The following is a 20,138-nucleotide window of genomic DNA, read 5'->3' as shown; positions in this document are numbered from 1 at the left end:
ACTCGCCGTCGAGTTGTCCCTCTTGTTTGTGGTGGGACTGCTTAACTATCACCAGATGGGGATTTAACGGATGAAATTGAAAAACACCTTGGGCTTGGCCATTGGTTCGCTTGTAGCCGCCACTTCGATTGGCGCTATGGCACAAGGTCAAGGCGCCGTCGAGACTGAAATCTTCTACAAGAAAGAATTCTTCGACAGCCAGCGCGACTTCAAGAACGACGGCAACCTGTTCGGCGGCTCGATCGGTTACTTCCTGACCGACGACGTTGAGCTGCGTCTGGGCTACGACGAAGTGCACAACGCTCGTGGCGAAGACGGCAAGAACATCAAGGGCTCGAACACTGCCCTGGACGCCGTTTACCACTTCAACAACCCGTACGACGCCATCCGTCCGTACGTTTCCGCTGGTTTCTCGCACCAGTCGCTGGGCCAGACCGGCCGTGGCGGTCGTGACCACTCCACCTTCGCCAACGTTGGCGCTGGCGCCAAGTGGTACATCACCGACATGTTCTACGCCCGTGCCGGCGTAGAAGCTCAGTACAACATCGACCAGGGCGACACCGAGTGGGCCCCGAGCGTTGGTGTTGGCCTGAACTTCGGCGGTAGCCCGAAGCAAGCTGAAGCTGCTCCTGCTCCAGTTGCTGAAGTCTGCTCCGACTCCGACAACGACGGCGTGTGCGACAACGTCGACAAGTGCCCAGACACCCCGGCCAACGTTACTGTTGACGCCGACGGCTGCCCGGCTGTTGCCGAAGTCGTTCGCGTTGAGCTGGACGTCAAGTTCGACTTCGACAAGTCGGTCGTCAAGCCTAACAGCTACGGCGACATCAAAAACCTGGCTGACTTCATGAAGCAGTACCCACAAACCACCACCGTGGTTGAAGGTCACACTGACTCCGTGGGTCCAGACGCTTACAACCAGAAGCTGTCCGAGCGTCGTGCCAACGCTGTCAAGCAAGTGCTGACCCAGCAGTACGGCGTAGAATCCAGCCGTGTTGACTCGGTTGGCTACGGCGAAACCCGTCCGGTTGCTGACAACGCCACCGAAGAAGGCCGTGCTGTCAACCGTCGCGTTGAAGCTCAGGTAGAAGCCCAGGCCAAGTAATTGGTTTGAAGCTTCATGAAAAACCCGGCCTCGGCCGGGTTTTTCTTTGCCTGGGTTTAACCGGCCTCGAAGGCCGCTCCTGCAGTCAGCCTGCGATTGCGATCCGCCCCACAGCCTGCTGCTCCCCGACCACCTCCCCAATCACCAGGATTGCCGGGCTACGCAGGCCAAACGCCCGCGCAGCTTCCACCATTCCCTGCACATCGCTTCTGCACTCCCGCTGCTGCGGCAACGAGGCATTTTCGATCATCGCCACCGGCATTCCCGGCGCCATGCCCCCCGCCAGCAATCCCTGGCGCACTTGTTCCAGCCGCGCCACCCCCATGTAGACCACCAGCGTTGTCCCGCCCTGAGCCAAGGCCGCCCAGTTCAGCTCGCTATCGTCCTGGGTGTGCGCCGTCACCAGCGTCACCCCTCGGCTCACGCCCCGTGAAGTCAGGGGAATCCCGCATTGGGTGGCCCCGGCCAGGCCGGCGGTGATGCCATTGATCACCTCCACTTCGATGCCATGGCCCTGCAGCCACAGTGCCTCCTCACCGCCACGGCCGAAGATGCAAGGGTCGCCGCCCTTGAGCCGCACCACGCAACGGCCCTGTCGCGCGTGGCGCAGCATCAGGCGCTGAATGAACGCTTGCGGTGTAGAACGGCAGCCACCGCGCTTGCCCACGGTCATTACCCGGGCCTGCGGGCAATGCTCGAGCACTGCCGGGTTGACGAGGTCGTCGACCATGACCACGGCGGCTTGCTGCAACGCACGCACTGCCTTGAGGGTGAGCAGTTCAGGGTCACCAGGGCCGGCACCGACCAGCCATACTTTTGCATTCATCAACGTTTCCTCATCGGCAAGGTGCGTTCAGCCCTTGAGCAGGGTGAACAGCAGTATCAGATTGATCAGCAACGACAACAGGGCCAGGGTGCGCCACACCTTCAGCGGCTCGCGTTCCAGCAGCGGCCGGGGTCGGCTGGGCAGTTCCTGGCGGTCGCCGCGCTCGAGCAGCAGCAACCAGTGTTCGGCGGTTTCGAAGCGCTGCGCCGGGTCGCTCGCCACGGCCTGCAGCAGGTTGTGCTGCAGCCATTCCGGCAGGTCGGGTCGGTAGCGCGCGGCGTTGACCGGCTGGCCGAAGCGCGGGCGCTGGAAGGCCTCTACCTCGCCGTACGGGTAGTGTCCGGTCAGCAGGTGGTACAGGGTCACGCCCACTGCATACAAGTCCTGACGCGGGCTGGGTGGGTGGCCGTCGAATGCTTCCGGGGCGATGTACGAGGGCGTGCCGGGCAGTTCGTGCAGCGGGTCTTCGGACAGGCCCGGGCAATAAGCCAGGCCGAAGTCCAGCAGGCGCAGCTGGCCATCGCGGCCCAGGTGCAGGTTGTCTGGCTTGATATCGCGGTGCAGCAAGTTGCGCCGATGCAGCACACCGACTGCCTGCAGCAGTTGCCGGGCGACTTCCAGCCATTGCGGCAGGGGCAGCGGGCCCTGTTCGGCCAGCAACGCCGCCAGGTTCTGGCCGGGATATTCGCGCATCACGTAGTACAGGTGCTGGCGCTGACTGGCGGCGTGTAGCTCGGGGAAGTGCCGGCCGGCGATGCGGCGCAGAAACCACTCTTCCAGCAGCAGCCCTTGCGCCGCCCCCGGTTCCTGTTCGCGTGCAGTGGGCAGGGTCTTGAGCAGCCAAGGCTGGTTCTGGCTATTGCGCACTTTGTACAGCAAGGACTGGCGGCTGTGCGCATGCAGTGTTTCGACCTGCCAGCCGTCGATCACCTGGCCTTCGCGCAGCGGGCCGGGCACTGGCCATTGTTGCAGTTGCGCCAGGGTATCGCCCAGGGTGGCCGTGCCCAGTTGTTCGACTTGCACGAGCAAGGCGCTGGCGTTGTCCTTGCTGCCGTTGAGGTGGGCACTGGCCACCAGGGTGTCGGCGGCCAGTTGCAGGTCAGTTTGCTCGCGCAGCACGGCCTGGATGTGCTGTTCGCCCAGGCTGGCCCAGACCCCGTCGCTGAGCAGCAGAAAACATTCGCCCGGTTGCAGCTCGCCTTCCAGGTAATCCACCAGCAGGTGCTGGTCCAGGCCCAGCGCCCGTTTTAGTACATGCTGCATGCCCGGTTGGTCCCAGACATGGTCTTCGCTCAGGCATTGCAGGTTCCCCTCGTGCCAGCGGTACACCCGGCAGTCGCCTACATGGGCCAAGGTAAAGCGCCGGCCGCGCAACACCAGCGCGCTAAGCGTGGTCAGCAACGGCTGGCCACTGCCCTGGGCGCGCAACCAGCGGTTTTGCGCCAGCAGCAGGCGGTCGAGGGCCTGGGCCACGCTCCAGGTGGCCGGCGTGGCGTAGTAATCCAGGGCCAGTGCCTGCAGGCTGGCGCGCGCCGCCAGGCCGCCGTCGGCACATTGGCTGACGCCGTCGGCCAGGGCGAACAGGTAGCCTTTGCTGGCGGCCAGTTCTGGTGCCGGCGTGACCAGGCGCAGGGCGTCCTGGTTTTCCGCGCGCGGCCCGGTGGCGCTGGCCTGGGCAAAGCTCAGTTGCAGGCTCATCGGCGTGCCTCAGACCCGCGCTGCAGTGACTGCAGCCGAGCCCCAGGTGGTGCGCCAGCGCTGTTTCACCCCGTGCAGGCCGAACCAGGCCAGCAGGCCCAGGCTGGCGAACAGCCACAGCCCCAGTTGGTAATCGCCAGTGTGCTGCTTGATGGTGCCAAGCCCGGCCGCCAGCAGGAAGCCGCCGATGCCCCCGGCCATGCCGATCAGGCCGGTCATTACCCCGATCTCTTGGCGGAAGCGTTGTGGCACCAGTTGGAACACTGCGCCATTGCCGGCACCCAGGCCGAGCATGGCGCTGACGAACAGCGCCAGTGCGGCCGCGGCAGAGGGCAGGTTGAAGCCGACTGCGGCAATGCAGATGGCGGCCACGCCGTACATGCCCAGCAGGGTGCGGATGCCGCCAAAACGGTCAGCCAGGGCGCCGCCGAGCGGGCGCATCAGGCTGCCGGCGAACACGCAAGCGGCGGTGTAGTAGCCGGCGGTGACCGGGCTCAGGCCGTATTGGTCGCTGAAGTAGCCGGGCAGGGCGCTGGCCAGGCCGATGAAGCCGCCGAAGGTCACGCTGTAGAAAAACATGAACCACCAGCTGTCACGGTCGCCCAGTGCCTTGAGGTAGTCGGCCATGGCTTTCGGCTTGGGCCGTTGCGGGGCATTGCGCGCCAACAGGGCGAACACCACCAGCGCCAGTGACAGCGGGATCAGCGCAAAGCCGAACACATTGTTCCAGCCAAAGCCGGCTGCCAGTGCCGGTGCCAGCAAGGCCGCGAACACCGTGCCGGAGTTGCCGGCGCCAGCGATGCCCATGGCCTTGCCCTGGTGCTGTGGCGGGTACCACTGTGAGGCCAGCGGCAGCGAGACGGCGAATGACGCACCGGCAAAGCCCAGGAACACGCCTAGCAGCAGGGCCTGTTCATAGCTGTGCACGCCAAGGTACCAGGCTGCGGCCAGGGCGACGATGACCACCACCTGGCCGATCAGGCCAGCCGTCTTGGGCGACAGGCGGTCGACCAGAACGCCCATGGCAAAGCGCAGGATTGCCCCGGCCAGGATCGGCGTGGCCACCATCAGGCCCCGTTGCTGTGCGCTCAGTTGCAGGTCGGCAGCAATCTGCACCGCCAACGGGCCCAGCAGGTACCAGACCATGAAGCTGAGGTCGAAGTACAGAAACGCGGCGAACAGCGTGGGCACATGCCCGGATTTCCAGAAGCTGGCACTCATCGAACACCTCACTCGGTAGTACAACGGAACGAAAAAGACGCCGCTACCCGCTCCATGGGTGTGGAGGGGAGAGCGACGTCTTTGTCGGGATTCAAGTGGGGTAACCGCCGTTGGCTACCGGTGAGATTTGTTCAGCAAGAGATGGGCCAACTTCCGGGGCGGCTTGCTCGGATTTTTCAGCACATCAGCCGAGCATCTCATGCATGGCAATGATCTGTTCGGCCACCTGGATCAGCTTCTGCTGCCGGCTCATGGCCTGGCGACGCATCAGGGTGTAGGCCTGCTCTTCGTTGCAGTCCTTCATTTTCATCAGCAAGCCTTTGGCCTGCTCGATGCGCTTGCGTTCGGCCAATTGCTGGTCGCGCGCCAGCAGCTGCGCCTTTAGTGCCTGGTCGCTTTCGAAGCGGGCCATGGCCACGTCCAGGATCGGCTGCAGCCGCGCAGCATGGATACCTTCGACGATATAGGCACTGACCCCTGCCTGGATCGCCTGGCGCATCATCCCGGGGTCGTGCTCGTCGGTGAACAACACGATGGGCCGCGGCTGGTCACGGCTGACCAGCACTACCTGTTCCATCACATCGCGGTCTGGCGAGTCGGTATCGATCAGCACCACGTCCGGGCGCACCGTTTCGACGCAGGCGGGCAGGTCGATGGTCAGGTCTGGGGCTTCGATGATCTCGAAGCCGGCCTCACTCAACGCAGCCCTCAGGCGACCGAGCTTGCTCTGGGTGTCGTCGATCAGCAGGATGCGCAACATGTTCGTCCCCCTCACGCGCCGACACGGGCATCGGGCAACTCGCCCAAGGCATGCAAGCTGAAACTGCGGGCATAGCCGAAGGGGTCGCTGCCGTCCCAGCGGGAGCCATCGATCAGCAGGCTGCTACGCATCGGTTGGCCTGGGCAAGCGATGCCCAGGCTCTGTGCGGCCTCGCTGTACAACTGCAGTTGCTGGACCTGCCGGGCCACGCCGAGGTAGTCGGGGTCTTCGCGCAGCAGGCCCCAGCGGCGGAACTGGGTCATGAACCACATGCCGTCGGACAGATAGGGCAGGTTGGCCCGGCCTTGGTCGAACAGGCGCAGGGCGTGTGGGTCTTGCCACTGGTTGCCCAGGCCATCCTCATAATGGCCGAGCAGGCGGGGGGCTATGCTGTCCAGCGGGGTGTCCAGGTAGGCGCTTGCGCTGAGCAGTTGCGCGGTGCTGCGGCGGTTTTCCGGGCTTTGCTCGATGAACCGGCTGGCGGTGAGGATCGCCTTGACCAGCGCACGGGCGCTGTTGGGGTATTGCTCGGCAAAGACGCGGGCGCAGGCCAGGACCTTTTCCGGGTGATCCGGCCAGATCGACTGGCTGGTGGCCAGGGTGAAGCCTTGGCCTTTGTTCACGGCGTCGGCGGCCCAGGGCTCGCCGACGCAGAAGCCGTCAATGCGCCCGGCCTGGAGGTGTGCAGCCATCTGCGCCGGTGGCACCACTACGCTGTCGACGTCGCGCAGCGGGTGAATGCCCTGGCTGGCCAGCCAGTAATACAGCCACATGGCGTGGGTGCCGGTGGGGAAGGTCTGGGCGAACGTCAGGCGTGCGCCATGCTGGTGCACCAGACGCGCCAGTGCCTCAGGGTTGGTCACGCCCTTGCGCTGCAGGGCAGGGGACAGGTTGATAGCCTGGGCGTTCTGGTTCAGCCCCATGAGCACGGCCATGTCGCTGGCAGGTACGCCGCCGATGCCCAGGTGCACTGCGTAGACCAGGCCATACAGGCAATGGGCGGCGTCCAGTTCGCCGCTGACCAGCTTGTCGCGCAGCCCGGCCCACGAGCCCTGGCGCTGGAGGTTGAGGGTAAGGCCGTGCTGCTGGGCGAAGCCCTGGGTGGCGGCGACCACGACCGAGGCGCAGTCGGTCAGGGCCATGTAGCCGATGTTCAGGCTGGTTTTTTCCGGCGCGTCGCTGCCGTTGACCCAGGCCAGGGGCGTTGCTCGGGGTACAGTGTTCACAAGAGTCCTCGCCCTTACTGATAAGGCTGTGGGCTGAACGGGTGCAACCGATGTGCCAAGCGCTCCACGATTTGCTGTCCTGTCAGCCCCGCGCTGGCTATAATCGCCCCCTCACTCACCCTGAGCCTTGCCCGCCCATGTATACCCTGGCCCGCCAGCTGCTGTTCAAGCTTTCCCCGGAAACTTCCCACGACCTGTCCCTGGACCTGATCGGCGCCGGTGGCCGTTTGGGCCTCAACGGCATGCTGTGCAAGCAACCGGCGTCATTGCCGGTTTCGGTCATGGGCTTGAACTTCGCCAACCCGGTGGGGCTGGCAGCTGGCCTGGACAAGAACGGCGCGGCCATCGACGGCTTCGCCCAGCTGGGCTTCGGTTTTGTCGAAATCGGCACTGTCACCCCGCGTCCGCAGCCTGGCAACCCCAAGCCACGGTTGTTCCGCCTGCCGGAAGCCACGGCCATCATCAACCGCATGGGCTTCAACAACCTGGGCGTTGATCACCTGCTGGGGCGCGTACGCGCCTCGCGCTACAAGGGGGTGCTGGGCATCAACATCGGCAAGAACTTCGATACCCCGGTCGAACGTGCCGTCGATGACTACCTGATTTGCCTGGACAAGGTCTACACCGCCGCCAGCTACATCACGGTCAACGTCAGCTCGCCCAATACCCCGGGCCTGCGCAGCCTGCAGTTCGGCGACTCGCTCAAGCAGTTGCTCGACGCCCTGGCCGAGCGCCGCGAACGACTGGCCGGTGCACATGGCAAGCGCGTGCCCCTGGCAATCAAGATCGCGCCGGACATGAGCGACGAAGAAACGGCGCTGGTGGCCGCCGCGCTGATGGAGTCGGGCATGGATGCGGTGATCGCCACCAACACCACGTTGGGCCGTGAAGGTGTCGAAGCATTGCCGTACGGTGGCGAGGCGGGCGGCCTGTCGGGCGCACCGGTGCTGGAGAAGAGCACCCATATCGTCAAGGTGCTGGCAGGTGAGCTGGGCGGCAAGTTGCCGATCATTGCCGCCGGGGGCATTACCGAAGGCCGCCATGCTGCCGAGAAGATCGCGGCCGGGGCGAGCCTGGTGCAGATCTACTCGGGCTTCATCTACAAAGGGCCGGCGCTGATTCGCGAAGCGGTGGATGCTATCGCGGCAATGCCGCGGTGACCAGCCCGCCCCTGCAGGGGGCGGGTGGGTGCAGCTGATGAGGTTTGCCAAGGCATAAAAAAGGGCCCCTTCAAGGGGCCCCTGGGCCTTCGCCCGCCGCCCGGATGGGGCGTGCATGGTAAATCGAATTCAGTGTCCTCGTTCAGCCAACGGCGTGATTTTCGTTGAGTCTATGGATGCCAGCGGTGCCAGTCATTCCGTCCCAGTTATCACCGCGACCTTCACGCCAGCCGTTGATCCAGGCTTGGCGAACAGAAGGAAGATTGAAGGGGCAAAGTTCGCGGGATTTGCCGGTGACCCCGTATTGGTAGCCACGTGAATATGCTCTTTCCAACGGATCACGCTTAAGTCTTCTCATAGGGTGTTGCCCTCACTTGTTGACTGTAATGTCCCGTCGGCCTCTCCGAGGCCGGGCAGAGTCGTTCTGCCGGTTTGCGCTCGCTGCCGGCGTGGCGAGCTGAAAGTGCCGCCTCGTTGCGAAGCGGCCTAAGACCAGTTCTATCGAATGCGAGTCACGGTGTGAATGACCGATTTGTCATAAGCACGTAACCTTTCCAAGGGTGAGGGGATAAGTAAATAAATGCGACTCAACCTTGTTTGGTGTTTAGCCCTGCAATGATCGGGGTTTGCCGATCTTTGACGTCATTTCGCCAGCGTTGTTTGCGGATGACAGAAATAATTTGAAATGCGACGAAGGGTCACATTGGCCCGGAGATCGCCAGAATTACGCGTACTGCCTGATGATCTAAGCTGTCCTTGCCACTGGGCCAGGCACGGATCGGTCAGGCGGCCCGGCTTTTCTGCAGCACGTTGTGTGTCGCAGAAGGCCACCCGCACGCCTGCTGGAAAGGTGTACGGGCAAACATCGCGGGGCGATGCGTCGCCCCGTCAGTCAAATAGCCCAAGGCGCTGGAATACTCATGTCGGACCGTTTCGAACTTTACCTTACCTGTCCCAAAGGCCTTGAAAGCCTGCTCGCCGAAGAGGCCAAGGGCCTCGGCCTTGACGAGGTGCGCGAGCACACCTCGGCCATTCGCGGCGCCGCCGACATGGAAACTGCTTACCGCCTGTGTGTCTGGTCACGTCTGGCCAACCGCGTATTGCTGGTGCTCAAGCGCTTCTCGATGAAGAACGCCGACGACCTTTACGACGGCGTGCACGCGGTCGACTGGGCCGACCACCTGGCAGCCGACGGCACCCTGGCTGTGGAGTTCAGCGGCCATGGCTCTGGCATCGACAATACCCACTTCGGTGCGCTGAAGGTCAAGGATGCGATCGTCGACAAGCTGCGTAACCGCGAAGGCCTGCGCCCGTCCGTGGAAAAGATCGACCCTGACGTGCGTGTGCATCTGCGCCTGGACCGCGGGGAGGCCATTTTGTCCCTCGACCTGTCCGGGCACAGCCTGCACCAGCGTGGCTACCGCCTGCAGCAAGGCGCCGCGCCGCTGAAGGAAAACCTGGCGGCAGCGGTGCTGATCCGTGCTGGCTGGCCTCGTATCGCTGCCGAAGGTGGTGCGCTGGCCGACCCGATGTGCGGTGTGGGTACCTTCCTGGTCGAGGCCGCGATGATCGCCGCCGATATCGCCCCCAACCTCAAGCGCGAACGCTGGGGCTTCAGTGCCTGGCTCGGCCATGTGCCGGCGCTGTGGCGCAAGGTGCATGACGAAGCGCAGGCGCGCGCGCAGGCCGGCCTGGCCAAGCCACCGCTGTGGATCCGTGGCTATGAGGCTGACCCGCGGCTGATCCAGCCGGGCCGCAACAACGTCGAGCGTGCCGGCCTGGGCGACTGGGTGAAGATCTACCAGGGCGAAGTGAGCACCTTCGAGCCACGCCCGGACCAGAACCAGAAAGGCCTGGTCATCAGCAACCCGCCCTACGGTGAGCGTCTGGGTGACGAAGCCAGCCTGCTGTACCTCTATCAGAATCTGGGTGAGCGCCTGCGCCAGGCCTGTATGGGCTGGGAAGCAGCGGTATTCACCGGTGCGCCGCAACTGGGCAAGCGCATGGGCATTCGTAGCCACAAGCAGTACGCGTTCTGGAACGGCGCATTGCCGTGCAAGCTGCTGCTGTTCAAGGTGCAGCCGGACCAGTTCGTCACCGGTGAACGCCGCGAAGCGCAGCCTGAAGGCACCGAAGCCCGACAGCAGGTGCCGCAGGCCAGCGAGCCCGCGCGGCTCTCGGAAGGGGCGCAGATGTTTGCCAACCGCCTGCAGAAGAACCTCAAGCAACTGGGCAAGTGGGCCCGTCGCGAGCAGATCGACTGCTACCGGCTGTACGATGCCGACATGCCCGAATATGCCCTCGCGGTCGACCTGTATCAGGACTGGGTACACGTGCAGGAATACGCCGCGCCACGTTCAGTCGACCCGGACAAGGCTCAGGCCCGTCTGCTCGACGCACTGGCTGCCATCCCGCAGGCGCTGGGCATTTCGCCGCAGCGTGTAGTGCTCAAGCGTCGCGAGCGGCAGAGCGGCACGCGCCAGTATGAACGCCAGGCTACCGAGGGCCGCTTCCAGGAGGTGAACGAAGGTGGCGTCAAGCTGCTGGTCAACCTCACCGACTACCTGGATACCGGGCTGTTCCTCGACCACCGCCCGATGCGTATGCGCATCCAGCGCGAGGCTGCCGGCAAGCGCTTCCTCAACCTCTTCTGCTACACCGCCACGGCCACTGTGCATGCGGCCAAGGGTGGTGCGCGCAGCACTACCAGCGTCGACCTGTCGAAAACCTACCTGGACTGGGCACGGCGTAACCTGGCGCTCAATGGCTATTCCGAGCGCAACCGCCTGGAGCAGAGCGATGTAATGGCCTGGCTGGAAGGCAACCGTGACAGCTACGACCTGATCTTCATCGACCCGCCAACCTTCTCCAACTCCAAGCGTATGGAAGGCGTATTCGACGTGCAGCGTGACCATGTGCAGCTGTTGGACCTGGCCATGGCCCGTCTGGCGCCGGGGGGCGTGCTGTATTTCTCCAACAACTTCCGCAAGTTCCAGCTGGACGAGCACCTGATGGCGCGTTACGTGGTGGAAGAAATCAGCGCCCAGACCCTGGACCCGGACTTCGCCCGTAACAACCGTATCCACCGCGCCTGGCGTTTGCAGCTTCGTTGAGGCGACGAGGTACATTGCGCGGCTAATGGCCAATAGCTATAACTGAGGGCAGGGCAAGATAATCCGCAGGACGCTGACGTGACGAGATGGGTGTATGTCAAAGTGTGGCGTGCGTGCGCGGTTGCTTGGCTTGTGCACAGAGAGGGCGTCCGCCTGGGCGATGGCGCTGATTGCACTGGTGGCGGGCGGCTTGTTGACCGCTGCCTTGGCATTTGCCGCGCACACCTTCTACAAACAGCAGCTGCGCCAGCGCTTCGAGCTACTGGCCAGCGAGCGCGCCAGCCGTATTGCCGAGCGCTTTGACGAACAGCAGCAGCGCCTGGACGGGCTGCGGCGGTTCTTCAGTTTTTCCAGCGAGATCACCCCGCGCGAATTCGACGGCTATGCCCGACCACTGCTGCAACGCACCTTGGCCTATGCCTGGGCGCCGCGCGTCGAGGCTGCGCAACGCGCCGAATTCGAGCGCCTGGCCAGTGCCCATACCGGCCCAGGTTATGTGATCCGTGACCAGGACGCGCAAGGCCAATGGCGCCCGGCTTCGCAGCGCGACCATTACTTCCCGGTGCTCTATACCCAATCGAGCGAGCGGCCCGGGTTGCCTTACGGCCTGGACCTCGCTGGTCAAAGCGAGCCCCAGGCGGCCCTGGCGCGGGCGCTGGCGCCGGGCAGCATGGCGGTGTCCGAGCCATTGGCCCTGTTCGATACCCACTCGGCAGAGCGCGGCCTGCTGATGGTGGCGCCGGTATTTTCCGATGCCGATCCCCGCGGTGCGGCAGTGGGCTATGTGATGGCGTTGCTGAGCATGCGCGAGCTGGTCAGCGACGGTCGACCGGTAGCGGTTGATGACAACCTGGTCGTGCGCATCACGGACCCGTCCGGGTTACAAGGCCCCGTCGTGTTGTTCGACTCGCAAAATCCGGTCGCGCCCTTGGCCCTGGCCAGCAATCAGTTGTTGCGCCTGGCCGATCACCATTTCCAGCTGAGCATTCAGCCAAGCCAGGCCTTCGCGCAGGCGAACCGCTCCTCGGCGGTGATGGCGGTCGGTTTGTTGGGCGGACTGTTGAGCCTGTTGCTCAGCGTGCTGCTCTACAGCCTGTTCAGCCAGCGTCAGCGCGCCCTGGCCCTGGTCGCTCAGCGTACTGCCGAGTTGCAGGTCAGCGAGCAGTCGTTGCGTGGCACCCACAACCAACTGCGCAGTGTGCTGGATGCCGCGACCCAGGTGGCGATCATCGCCACCAACCTCAAGGGGGTGGTCAGCACGTTCAACGCCGGTGCCGAACGCATGCTCGGTTACGCGGCCAGAGAAGCGATCGGCCGCTTGCGCCTTGAAGACCTGGTACTGCCGGAGGAGCTGAACCTGCGTGCCCAGGCCTTGAGCTTGCGTTTTGGCCGCGCCATTGCTGGCGGCCAGGCGATGTTCGCTGAAACGGTGCAGGAGCACGGGGCCGAGCCTGGCGAGTGGACCTTGCTACGGGCCGATGGCAGCCAGCTGGTCGCCAACATGCTGGTGACTGCCATGCTCGACGAACAGGGGTTGTGGGTTGGCTACCTGGCCATCTGCATTGACGTGACCGAGCGGCGCCGGGTGCATGAGGCGTTGGCAGCGCGTGACCGGTTGCTGGAAAAGCTCAGTGCCGAGGTGCCGGGCGGCATCTACCAATATCGCCTGGATGCCAACGGCCATTCGTGTTTTCCATACGCCAGCATGGGCCTGTATGACATTTATGAGATCGACCTGATGCAGTTGCGTGAGGATGCCTCGGGGGTGTTCGAGCGCATCCACCCCGATGACCTGGAACGCGTGCGCCGCTCGGTGCGCTATTCGGCCGAACACCTGTCACCCTGGCGCGAGGAGTATCGGGTCTGCCTGCCACGGGCCGGACTGCGCTGGGTGCGTGGCGAGGCGACCCCGGAAGTGGGCGAGCAGGGCTGCACCCTGTGGCATGGCTACCTGACTGACATCTCCGACCTGAAGGGCGTGGAGGAAGAGTTGCGGGCGCTGTCGGTCACCGACTCGCTGACCGGTATCCATAACCGTCGCTATTTCCAGGAGCGGCTCAAGATCGAACTGGAAAGGGCCCAGCGCGATGGCTTGCCGCTGGCGGTGATCATGCTCGACATCGATCACTTCAAGCGCATCAACGACCGCTTCGGCCATGCCGTCGGCGACCGGGTGCTACGTAGCCTGTGCCAGCGCATCGCTCAGCGTTTGCGGCGTACCGATGTGTTCTGCCGCTTGGGCGGGGAAGAGTTCATGGTGCTTTGCCCGGGCAGCGATGCCGATCAGGCCCGGCTGCTGGCGCTGGAGTTATGGCAAGGGGTGCGCAATGTGCCGGTGGAAGGCGTGGGCCAGGTGACTGCAAGCTTCGGTGTGGCGGGCTGGCGGTCGGGCGAAGGCGCCGATGCCTTGCTGTTGCGCGCCGATGCCGGCGTGTATGCGGCCAAACAGGCCGGGCGGGACCGGGTGGAGGGGGAGTCGGCCTAAGCGCTGTCGGTTGCCGGTACCGAGCCTTTCGCGGCGAAAACCGCTCCTACAGGTTGCACAGGTTTGGTAAGCCGTGCTCACCCCTGTAGGAGCGGGTTCACCCGCGAAAAGGCCAATACAGGCTAACCAATCAATTAGCTGCTGTACTGCCAGCCAGCTTCGGCTGGCGATACAGGTCAAGCAACACCTGATCCAGCACCTGCGAGGCACCCCACGGTTTCGGGTCGTTGAGAATCGCCGCTACCGCCCAGGTATGGCCGTTGCTGTCGCGGCTGAAGCCGGCAATCGCCCGCACAGTGTTCAGTGTGCCGGTCTTGATGTGCCCTTCGCCGGCCATCGCGGTGCGCTTGAGACGCTTGCGCATCGTGCCGTCCATGCCCACCAGCGGCATCGAGCTCATGAACTCGGCAGCGTAAGGGCTCTTCCAGGCGGCTTTCAGCATCTCGGCCATTTCCCGGGTACTGACCCGTTCGGCACGCGACAGGCCAGAGCCGTTTTCCATCACCAGATGCGGCGCGGTGATGCCCTTTTTCGCCAGCCATTGGCGTACCACGCGCTGGGCAGCACGGGCGTCGTCGCCATCGGCATCGGTGCGGAACTGCGCGCCAAGGCTCAGGAACAGCTGCTGGGCCATGGTGTTGTTGCTGTACTTGTTGATGTCGCGGATCACTTCCACCAGGTCTGGCGAGAAGGCGCGGGCCAGCAGGCGAGCACTCTTGGGCACATTCTCGATGCGGTCGCCACCCTGGATGTTGCCACCCAGTTCGTTCCAGATTGCGCGCACGGCACCGGCGGCGTAGGTGGAATGGTCGAGCAGCGACAGGTAGGTTTGCGAGTTGCAGCCGTCACCCAGTTGGCCGCTGACCGTGACACTGATGCCGTCGGCCTGGGGCACCGGGTTGTAGCGCACATCACCGGTGCATTTCTTCGAGGCTACCGGCTTGACCTGGTTGTCAATGCGGATGCGGGCAATCGGCGGCTCGACTGCAACGGTGACCTTGCCACCATCATTGCGCGCCACGAAGCGCAGGGCCTTGAGGTTGACCAGCAGCGAGTCGGGCTTGACCAGGAACGGCTTGTTTTCATCACCGCCGTCGTCGTTGAACTGCGGCAGGTTGGGTTGCACGAAGTGGCTGCGGTCCAGCACCAGGTCACCGGTGACGGTGCGCACGCCATTGGCGCGCAGGTCACGCATCAGCAGCCACAGCTTTTCCATGTTCAGTTTGGGGTCACCGCCACCTTTAAGGTAGAGGTTACCGTTAAGCACTCCGTTGCTCAGGGTGCCGTCGGTGTAGAACTCGGTTTTCCACTGGAAGGTCGGGCCAAGCAGTTCGAGGGCGGCGTAGGTGGTGACCAGTTTCATGGTCGACGCCGGGTTCACCGACACATCGGCATTGAACACGGTCGGGGTGCCGGGGCCGTCCAGCGGCAGCATCACCAGCGACAGTGCGGTGTCCTGCAGCTTGTTGGCCTTGAGCGCCTGCTGCACTTTGGCAGGCAGGGTGGTATTGACGGCGGCGTGGCTGGGCAAGGCAAGTGGCAACAGCAGGCCGGCAAGTATGAGGGGACGAAGCGTTTTGATCATAGCGAGTGAATACCCTGCGGCGAGGGAAAAGGGCTTTGGGGCTGTAAGAGATGATGGCCCCACGACGTAAACAGTACGCATTATGCCCCAAGCGCAGCCGCGATGCGTCACGTTCGACGGAAAAGCATCGCCAATAAAAAGGCCACCCGAATGGGGTGGCCTTTTCAGCAATCAACCTTTCAGCCCGAAGCTGACAAGTATCACTCAGCCTTGTTGATAGGCTTTTCCGGGTACCAGGCATCCAGCAGCGGGCTGACTTCGATCTTGGTCAGTTCGCTGCGGCCTTTGAGCCAGGCTTCAACGGCAGCGCGCTGTTCTTCGCTGACCGAGCCGCGTTTGACCGAGCACACCAGGCCGAAATCGTCACCGCCTACATAATCCAGGCCGTTGGCGTCCATGGCTTCTTCCAGGAACGCGTCGAGGAAAGCATCGATTGCCTGGTCATCCAGATCTTCCTTGAATTCCAGGTTCAGCTCGAAGCCCAATTCCTGAAACTCGTCGACACACAGCTTCTTGCGCAGACGACGGGAGCGGTTTGTGGCCATGAAACAATCCTCTTAGGTAATAACGCCGCGCAGTCTACCAGTTAACACGTGTGGTTGCCTGCCTGAGTATCCGTGCTTGTGGCCAATTCCTTGGCCAGGGCACGTTCCACTCGGCACATATGCCGTGCCAGTGCCTGGCGCCGCAGGCGCACCTGGGCAATGGGCAAGTCGCTGGCCTCGAGGGCTTCACACGCCGCCATCAGGTCAGGGGCTTCCAGCATGCGCGCGGCGCTGAGCACCTTGTGGGCCTGCTCGGCAATGGCGCCGCTGTCGTGTTGCGGGTGAAGCGCCATCAGGCTGGCCAGGTCGGCCTGAAGGCTCTGATGCAAGGTTTCCAGGAAGCGCTGACGGTCAACCGGGTCAGGCCCGACCACGGCGGCCAGGCCGTCCAACTGGTACAGCTTGCGTCGGGGGCGTTGCTGGCGGCGCGGGCGAATGCCAGCCAGGCGCTGGCTGAGGGTGCTCAGGCTGATGGGCTTGAGCAGACAGTCGTCCATGCCGGCGGTCAGGCACTTGCGGCGTACTTCCGGCTGTGCGTTGGCGGTATAGCCGAGGATGGTGCAGGGTGGTCGCTTGCCATGGCGTTCTTCGGCGCGCACGGCAGTCGCCAACTGGTAACCGTTCATGTGCGGCATGTTGCAGTCGAGTACCAGCACATCGAAGTTGCCTTCCCGCCAGGTCGCCAGGCCTTCCTGCCCATCGCGGGCGCTGGCGTGCTCCAGGCCCAGGTAGCCAAGTTGTTGCGCCATCAGTTGCAGGTTGGCCGGGTGATCATCAATGACCAGCACGTTCAGCCGTGGGTCGGGCACGTCGAGCTGCTCGGGCAGCGGTTTGGGCTGCTCTGTGCCATCCACCCGTTGCAGCGGCATCTTCAGGCGCACCTGGGTACCGACATCCTCCAGGCTCTTCATGGACAGGCTGCCGCCCATCATTTCGCACAGGTTGCGGCAGATGGCCAGGCCCAGCCCGGTACCTGCGCGGGCGCCCTGGCTGTGCGGGTTGGCCTGGATGAACGGGTTGAACAGGCGCTGCAGGTCGTCGGGGTGGATGCCGATGCCACTGTCGCGCACCTCCAGCTCCAGTACGGCTGGTGTGCTGGTTCCGTCATCCAGCAGCCTGACGCAGATGCGCACCTGACCGTGCTCGGTGAACTTGATGGCATTGCTCACCAGGTTGGACAGCACCTGCTTGAAGCGCAGCGGGTCAAGCAGGACATGGCAGCGTGCGGCCGGGGCGATCTGCACCTCCAGGGCCAGGCCTTTCTGCCGCGCCTGGCCATCGAAAATGCGCGCCACCGATTCGACCAGCGCCGCCAGGTCGACCACCTCCGGGGCCAGGGACAAGTGCCCGGACTCGATGCGCACGATGTCGAGAATGTCACCGATCAGGCCTAGCAGGTCTTTGGCCGAATGGTGTGCCAGTTCCAGCGCGCTGCGGTCCACCCGGCCCTGGTCGGCGCGCTTGACCGCCAGTTCCAGCATGCCGATGACGGCATTCATCGGGGTGCGGATTTCGTGGCTGATGGTCGCCAGGAACGTGCTCTTGGCCCGGTTGGCATCGTCGGCCTGCTGCTTGGCCTGGCGCAGCTCCAGGACCAGTTGGCGGCGTTCGCTGATGTCGATCCAGCCGCCGATGATGCCCTGCACCTCACCCAGGGAGTCGCGGTACGGCAGGATCCAGTGGTAGATGGTCAGGTCCCGGCCCTTGATCCGTAATGGACGGTCCTTGATCAGTGGTGAACCCGCCGCCATGACTTTCTGGTAATCCGCCTGGATCTGCCGAGCCTGCTCGGAATCGGCAAACAGGCTGTCCTTGAGTTTTTTGCCGATCACCTGATCGGAGCGGGCCTGCACGGCTTCAAGGTAGCTGTAGTTGCAACTTTTCAGGCAACCCTCGCGGTCGCGCACATACATGGGGTGGGGCGTACCGTTGAGCAGGGCGCGCATGAATGCCAACTGGTCGTTCAGCGCGCGTTCGGCGCGCTGGCGCTGGCGAATCTGCAGGCGCAGGCGGGCATTCCAGAGCAGGGCAAGCAACAAAAGCACGGCCGTGGCCAGCACCACCTGCAGGGCAAGGCGGCTGTAGCCTTTTGTGTTGTCATCCTCATGCCTGCCAAAGCCACGCCAGCGGTTGTTGATTACCCCCAGCTCCTCCGGTGAGATGCTCAGCAAGGCCTTGTCGAGGATCGACAACAGCGCCGGTGACGGGGCAATGGTGGCCATGGCGAAATTGGCGGGTTCGCTGCCGACCGAGGTGCGGATGACCAGTTCGGGGTTGCTGGCCAAGGCGTGATTGGCGTCGATCAGGGTGGTGATCACCGCATCGACAGCCCCGCTGTTGAGCAACGCCATGGAGTAGAACGCGCTTTCGGTCTCGACCCAGCTTATCTTTGGGTAGTCCCGGGACAGCATGGCGTTCATGGTGCTGTAGCGGGTAATGGCGATACGATGCCCCTGCAACTGCTCCAGTGAACTCAATGCATTGTTGTCCTTGTGGTTGACCAGCACATAGGCGCTTTCGAGATAGGGGCGGCTGATTTGCAGGTCGTCCCCTGCTTTGCCGGCGCTGGCCAGTGCGGCGATGACATCGGCCCGGCCATCCTTGAGGCGGGCGACCATGTCGGCAATGCCACTGGCGCGCTGCACTTCGAAACGCAACCCGGTGCGCAGGCGAATGAGGTCCAGCAGGTCGGCGGTGATGCCTCGGAAATGCCCCGAATCATCGAAGTAGGACAGTGGGGCAGCCGCGTCATCGGCTGCCACGCGCATCACGGGGTGCTTCTCCAGCCACTGCTGCTCGGCCGCGCTCAATTGCAGTTGGCGATCGCTCAGTAACAGGTCGCTGCCGGCGCTCCAGCGCTTGAAGATACTGGAGCGAATGGCCGGGCTTTGCCTGTCCAGGATGGTGTTTACCAGGTCCAGCAGCACGGTATCTTGCTGACGCAAGGCAAAACCGAAGCCGATGGCCTCGTGTTTGCCGAAGTTGGCCATGCGCAGGCGGGGCAGATGACCACGGTTGAGCTGGTAGTGCGTGGAGATGGTATCGCCGATGAACACGTCGGCCTGCCCGAACGCGACAGCATTCAGTGCCTGGCTGGAAGAACCGAAGGCCAGCAGCTCGGCCTTGGGGTAGGCGGTGAGTACTTCCTGTCTGGGCAAATAGTGGTAGAGCATGCCCAGGCGCATGCCGGCAAGGTCCGTGTCCAGTGCCCGGTTTTCGTCTTCACGCGTTACCAGTACAGGTTGGTCGACGGCATAGGGGCGTGACAGTGCCAGGCCGTCACTGGCCGCTTCGTAGCCATTGGCGCTGCCCAGCAGGTCGATATCACCGTGCCTGAGCGCCTCCACCGCCGCCTGCCGGCTGGAGAAACGCAGCACCCTCACTGGCAACTGCAAGGCCTTGCCGATCAGGTTTGCATACTCGGCGGTCAGGCCCTGGTAGTCGTTGCCGCCACCGGTGATATCGAACGGTGGATAGTCGGGTGCCGACGTGCCCAGCACCAGTTCCTGCCGGCCTTCGAGCCATTGCCGTTGTTCGGGCGTGAGCACGGGCTGGACGGGGCGGGCCGATGAGCGCGCCAGCAACGTAAAGGACGCGGCTTCGCGATGGCCAGCCTGCGTCGCGCCGCTGAGCAGCAGCAAGACGAGCAGCAGGCGATTGATAACTCGGGCCATGACCACGTTCAGACCAGCGCGTTGCGCTTGGCCATCTCGATCAGATCGACCAGCGTATTGACTTGCAGTTTGTGCATGAGGCGCTTCTTGTAGGTACTGACAGTCTTGCTGCTGAGGAACATGCCCTTGGCAATTTCCTTGTTGCTGCGGCCTTGGGCGAAAAGTTGAAGCACCATCAGTTCTCGGTCATTTACCTGGCGGAAAAGTTGCAGGTCGCTGTCGGTCGTCTGGTTGTTTTTTATTGCCTGGCTGGGGAAGTAGTTATACCCGGCCAGTACGGCCTTGATTGCACTGAGCAGTTCACTCAAGTCTTCCTGTTTGCAGACATAACCTGCTGCGCCCGAGTGCATGCAACGTACGGCAAACAATGCCGGGGACTGTGCGGTCAATACCAGAACCTTCAAGGGCAGGGCCATGCTCTGAAAGCGGGCCAGCACCTCCAGGCCGTCTAGCTTGGGGATGCTGATGTCGAGAATGACCAGGTCGGGGTTGCTCTCGCGGATCATCTGCATGGCGTCTACGCCGTTGTCCGACTCGCCGACAATCTTGTAATTCTGGTTTTCCAGCAGCATACGGACGGCCAGGCGAATCACCGGATGGTCGTCAACGATAAATATGGAGTGCATGTTCAACTTCCCTGCGGTCGATTGAGGGTGACAGTGGGCACCTTATCGCAGTTGGAAGTCCTCAGGCGTGCGAGGAATGGCTGTTAGGCCTATATGGGAAACGGCTTACAAGAT

At 63.5% G+C, this 20,138-nt stretch carries 14 protein-coding genes; 4 read left to right on the top strand and 10 right to left on the bottom strand.

Going from position 1 to position 20,138, the window contains the following annotated elements; genetic code table 11:
- The first annotated feature begins 70 nt into the window (after window positions 1-70).
- Window positions 71-1,105 (top strand): OmpA family protein, encoded by a 1,035-nt coding sequence (locus AC3RCM_RS19280; RefSeq protein WP_010953090.1) that lies wholly within the window; start codon window positions 71-73, stop codon window positions 1,103-1,105.
- A gap of 85 nt (window positions 1,106-1,190) precedes the next feature.
- Here AC3RCM_RS19280 and cobA read toward each other — a convergent pair whose 3' ends face one another.
- The 5 genes from cobA to AC3RCM_RS19255 form a co-directional block, all read right to left on the bottom strand.
- Entirely contained in the window at window positions 1,191-1,931 is a 741-nt protein-coding gene (gene cobA, locus AC3RCM_RS19275; RefSeq protein WP_003248669.1) for a uroporphyrinogen-III C-methyltransferase, read from the bottom strand.
- Window positions 1,932-1,958: 27 nt separating this feature from the next.
- Complete coding sequence (locus AC3RCM_RS19270) at window positions 1,959-3,629, bottom strand: bifunctional protein-serine/threonine kinase/phosphatase (RefSeq protein WP_492629075.1); 1,671 nt, start codon at window positions 3,627-3,629, stop codon at window positions 1,959-1,961.
- Between the two features lie 9 nt (window positions 3,630-3,638).
- Window positions 3,639-4,850, bottom strand: coding sequence for a nitrate/nitrite transporter (locus AC3RCM_RS19265; RefSeq protein WP_012053187.1), 1,212 nt, complete (start codon window positions 4,848-4,850; stop codon window positions 3,639-3,641).
- Between the two features lie 184 nt (window positions 4,851-5,034).
- The gene (locus AC3RCM_RS19260) at window positions 5,035-5,610 is read right to left on the bottom strand and encodes an ANTAR domain-containing response regulator (RefSeq protein WP_003248677.1); all 576 of its coding nucleotides are present in this window, start codon (window positions 5,608-5,610) and stop codon (window positions 5,035-5,037) included.
- Between the two features lie 11 nt (window positions 5,611-5,621).
- A complete protein-coding gene (locus AC3RCM_RS19255; RefSeq protein WP_012053186.1) occupies window positions 5,622-6,836 on the bottom strand; it encodes a CmpA/NrtA family ABC transporter substrate-binding protein in 1,215 nt (404 codons plus the stop codon).
- 137 nt (window positions 6,837-6,973) lie between these two features.
- Between AC3RCM_RS19255 and AC3RCM_RS19250 the strand changes: the two genes are divergently transcribed.
- A complete protein-coding gene (locus AC3RCM_RS19250; RefSeq protein WP_064491091.1) occupies window positions 6,974-7,996 on the top strand; it encodes a quinone-dependent dihydroorotate dehydrogenase in 1,023 nt (340 codons plus the stop codon).
- A gap of 142 nt (window positions 7,997-8,138) precedes the next feature.
- Here the strand turns inward: AC3RCM_RS19250 and rmf are convergent, their stop codons facing one another.
- Window positions 8,139-8,354, bottom strand: coding sequence for a ribosome modulation factor (gene rmf / locus AC3RCM_RS19245; protein ID WP_003248687.1), 216 nt, complete (start codon window positions 8,352-8,354; stop codon window positions 8,139-8,141).
- Window positions 8,355-8,916: 562 nt separating this feature from the next.
- Between rmf and rlmKL the strand changes: the two genes are divergently transcribed.
- Both rlmKL and AC3RCM_RS19235 read left to right on the top strand, forming a co-directional pair.
- Window positions 8,917-11,109 (top strand): bifunctional 23S rRNA (guanine(2069)-N(7))-methyltransferase RlmK/23S rRNA (guanine(2445)-N(2))-methyltransferase RlmL, encoded by a 2,193-nt coding sequence (rlmKL, locus tag AC3RCM_RS19240; protein ID WP_012053184.1) that lies wholly within the window; start codon window positions 8,917-8,919, stop codon window positions 11,107-11,109.
- Window positions 11,110-11,203: 94 nt separating this feature from the next.
- A complete protein-coding gene (locus AC3RCM_RS19235) occupies window positions 11,204-13,594 on the top strand; it encodes a sensor domain-containing diguanylate cyclase (protein ID WP_064491092.1) in 2,391 nt (796 codons plus the stop codon).
- Between the two features lie 130 nt (window positions 13,595-13,724).
- Here AC3RCM_RS19235 and dacB read toward each other — a convergent pair whose 3' ends face one another.
- The 4 genes from dacB to AC3RCM_RS19215 all read right to left on the bottom strand — a co-directional run bounded on the left by dacB (window position 13,725) and on the right by AC3RCM_RS19215 (window position 20,024).
- Window positions 13,725-15,179: a D-alanyl-D-alanine carboxypeptidase/D-alanyl-D-alanine endopeptidase gene (dacB, locus tag AC3RCM_RS19230; RefSeq protein WP_049586694.1), complete on the bottom strand. Its 1,455-nt coding sequence runs from the start codon at window positions 15,177-15,179 to the stop codon at window positions 13,725-13,727.
- Between the two features lie 200 nt (window positions 15,180-15,379).
- The gene (locus AC3RCM_RS19225) at window positions 15,380-15,724 is read right to left on the bottom strand and encodes a YggL family protein (protein ID WP_003248695.1); all 345 of its coding nucleotides are present in this window, start codon (window positions 15,722-15,724) and stop codon (window positions 15,380-15,382) included.
- 41 nt (window positions 15,725-15,765) lie between these two features.
- On the bottom strand, window positions 15,766-19,398 hold the full coding sequence (locus tag AC3RCM_RS19220) for an ATP-binding protein (protein ID WP_492629074.1): 3,633 nt from the start codon (window positions 19,396-19,398) through the stop codon (window positions 15,766-15,768).
- A gap of 8 nt (window positions 19,399-19,406) precedes the next feature.
- Window positions 19,407-20,024 carry a response regulator transcription factor gene (locus AC3RCM_RS19215; protein ID WP_003248700.1) on the bottom strand — a complete coding sequence of 206 codons (618 nt, stop codon included), beginning with the start codon at window positions 20,022-20,024 and terminating at the stop codon, window positions 19,407-19,409.
- Window positions 20,025-20,138 lie beyond the last annotated feature (114 nt).

The sequence above is a fragment of the Pseudomonas sp. GW823-FHT05G12 genome, assembly GCF_058795575.1.
Note: the sequence above shows the minus strand (reverse complement) of the source record. Positions and strands in the feature narration are given on the sequence as shown.

Excerpts from the sequence above, each read along its gene's own strand:
- rmf (WP_003248687.1), bottom strand. The coding sequence starts at position 8,354 with ATGAGAAGACTTAAGCGTGATCCGTTGGAAAGAGCATATTCACGTGGC.
- AC3RCM_RS19280 (WP_010953090.1), top strand. The coding sequence starts at position 71 with ATGAAATTGAAAAACACCTTGGGCTTGGCCATTGGTTCGCTTGTAGCC.
- dacB (WP_049586694.1), bottom strand. The coding sequence starts at position 15,179 with ATGATCAAAACGCTTCGTCCCCTCATACTTGCCGGCCTGCTGTTGCCA.
- cobA (WP_003248669.1), bottom strand. The coding sequence starts at position 1,931 with ATGAATGCAAAAGTATGGCTGGTCGGTGCCGGCCCTGGTGACCCTGAA.
- AC3RCM_RS19215 (WP_003248700.1), bottom strand. The coding sequence starts at position 20,024 with ATGCACTCCATATTTATCGTTGACGACCATCCGGTGATTCGCCTGGCC.
- AC3RCM_RS19220 (WP_492629074.1), bottom strand. The coding sequence starts at position 19,398 with ATGGCCCGAGTTATCAATCGCCTGCTGCTCGTCTTGCTGCTGCTCAGC.
- AC3RCM_RS19235 (WP_064491092.1), top strand. The coding sequence starts at position 11,204 with ATGTCAAAGTGTGGCGTGCGTGCGCGGTTGCTTGGCTTGTGCACAGAG.
- AC3RCM_RS19250 (WP_064491091.1), top strand. The coding sequence starts at position 6,974 with ATGTATACCCTGGCCCGCCAGCTGCTGTTCAAGCTTTCCCCGGAAACT.
- AC3RCM_RS19270 (WP_492629075.1), bottom strand. The coding sequence starts at position 3,629 with ATGAGCCTGCAACTGAGCTTTGCCCAGGCCAGCGCCACCGGGCCGCGC.
- AC3RCM_RS19260 (WP_003248677.1), bottom strand. The coding sequence starts at position 5,610 with ATGTTGCGCATCCTGCTGATCGACGACACCCAGAGCAAGCTCGGTCGC.
- rlmKL (WP_012053184.1), top strand. The coding sequence starts at position 8,917 with ATGTCGGACCGTTTCGAACTTTACCTTACCTGTCCCAAAGGCCTTGAA.
- AC3RCM_RS19225 (WP_003248695.1), bottom strand. The coding sequence starts at position 15,724 with ATGGCCACAAACCGCTCCCGTCGTCTGCGCAAGAAGCTGTGTGTCGAC.
- AC3RCM_RS19265 (WP_012053187.1), bottom strand. The coding sequence starts at position 4,850 with ATGAGTGCCAGCTTCTGGAAATCCGGGCATGTGCCCACGCTGTTCGCC.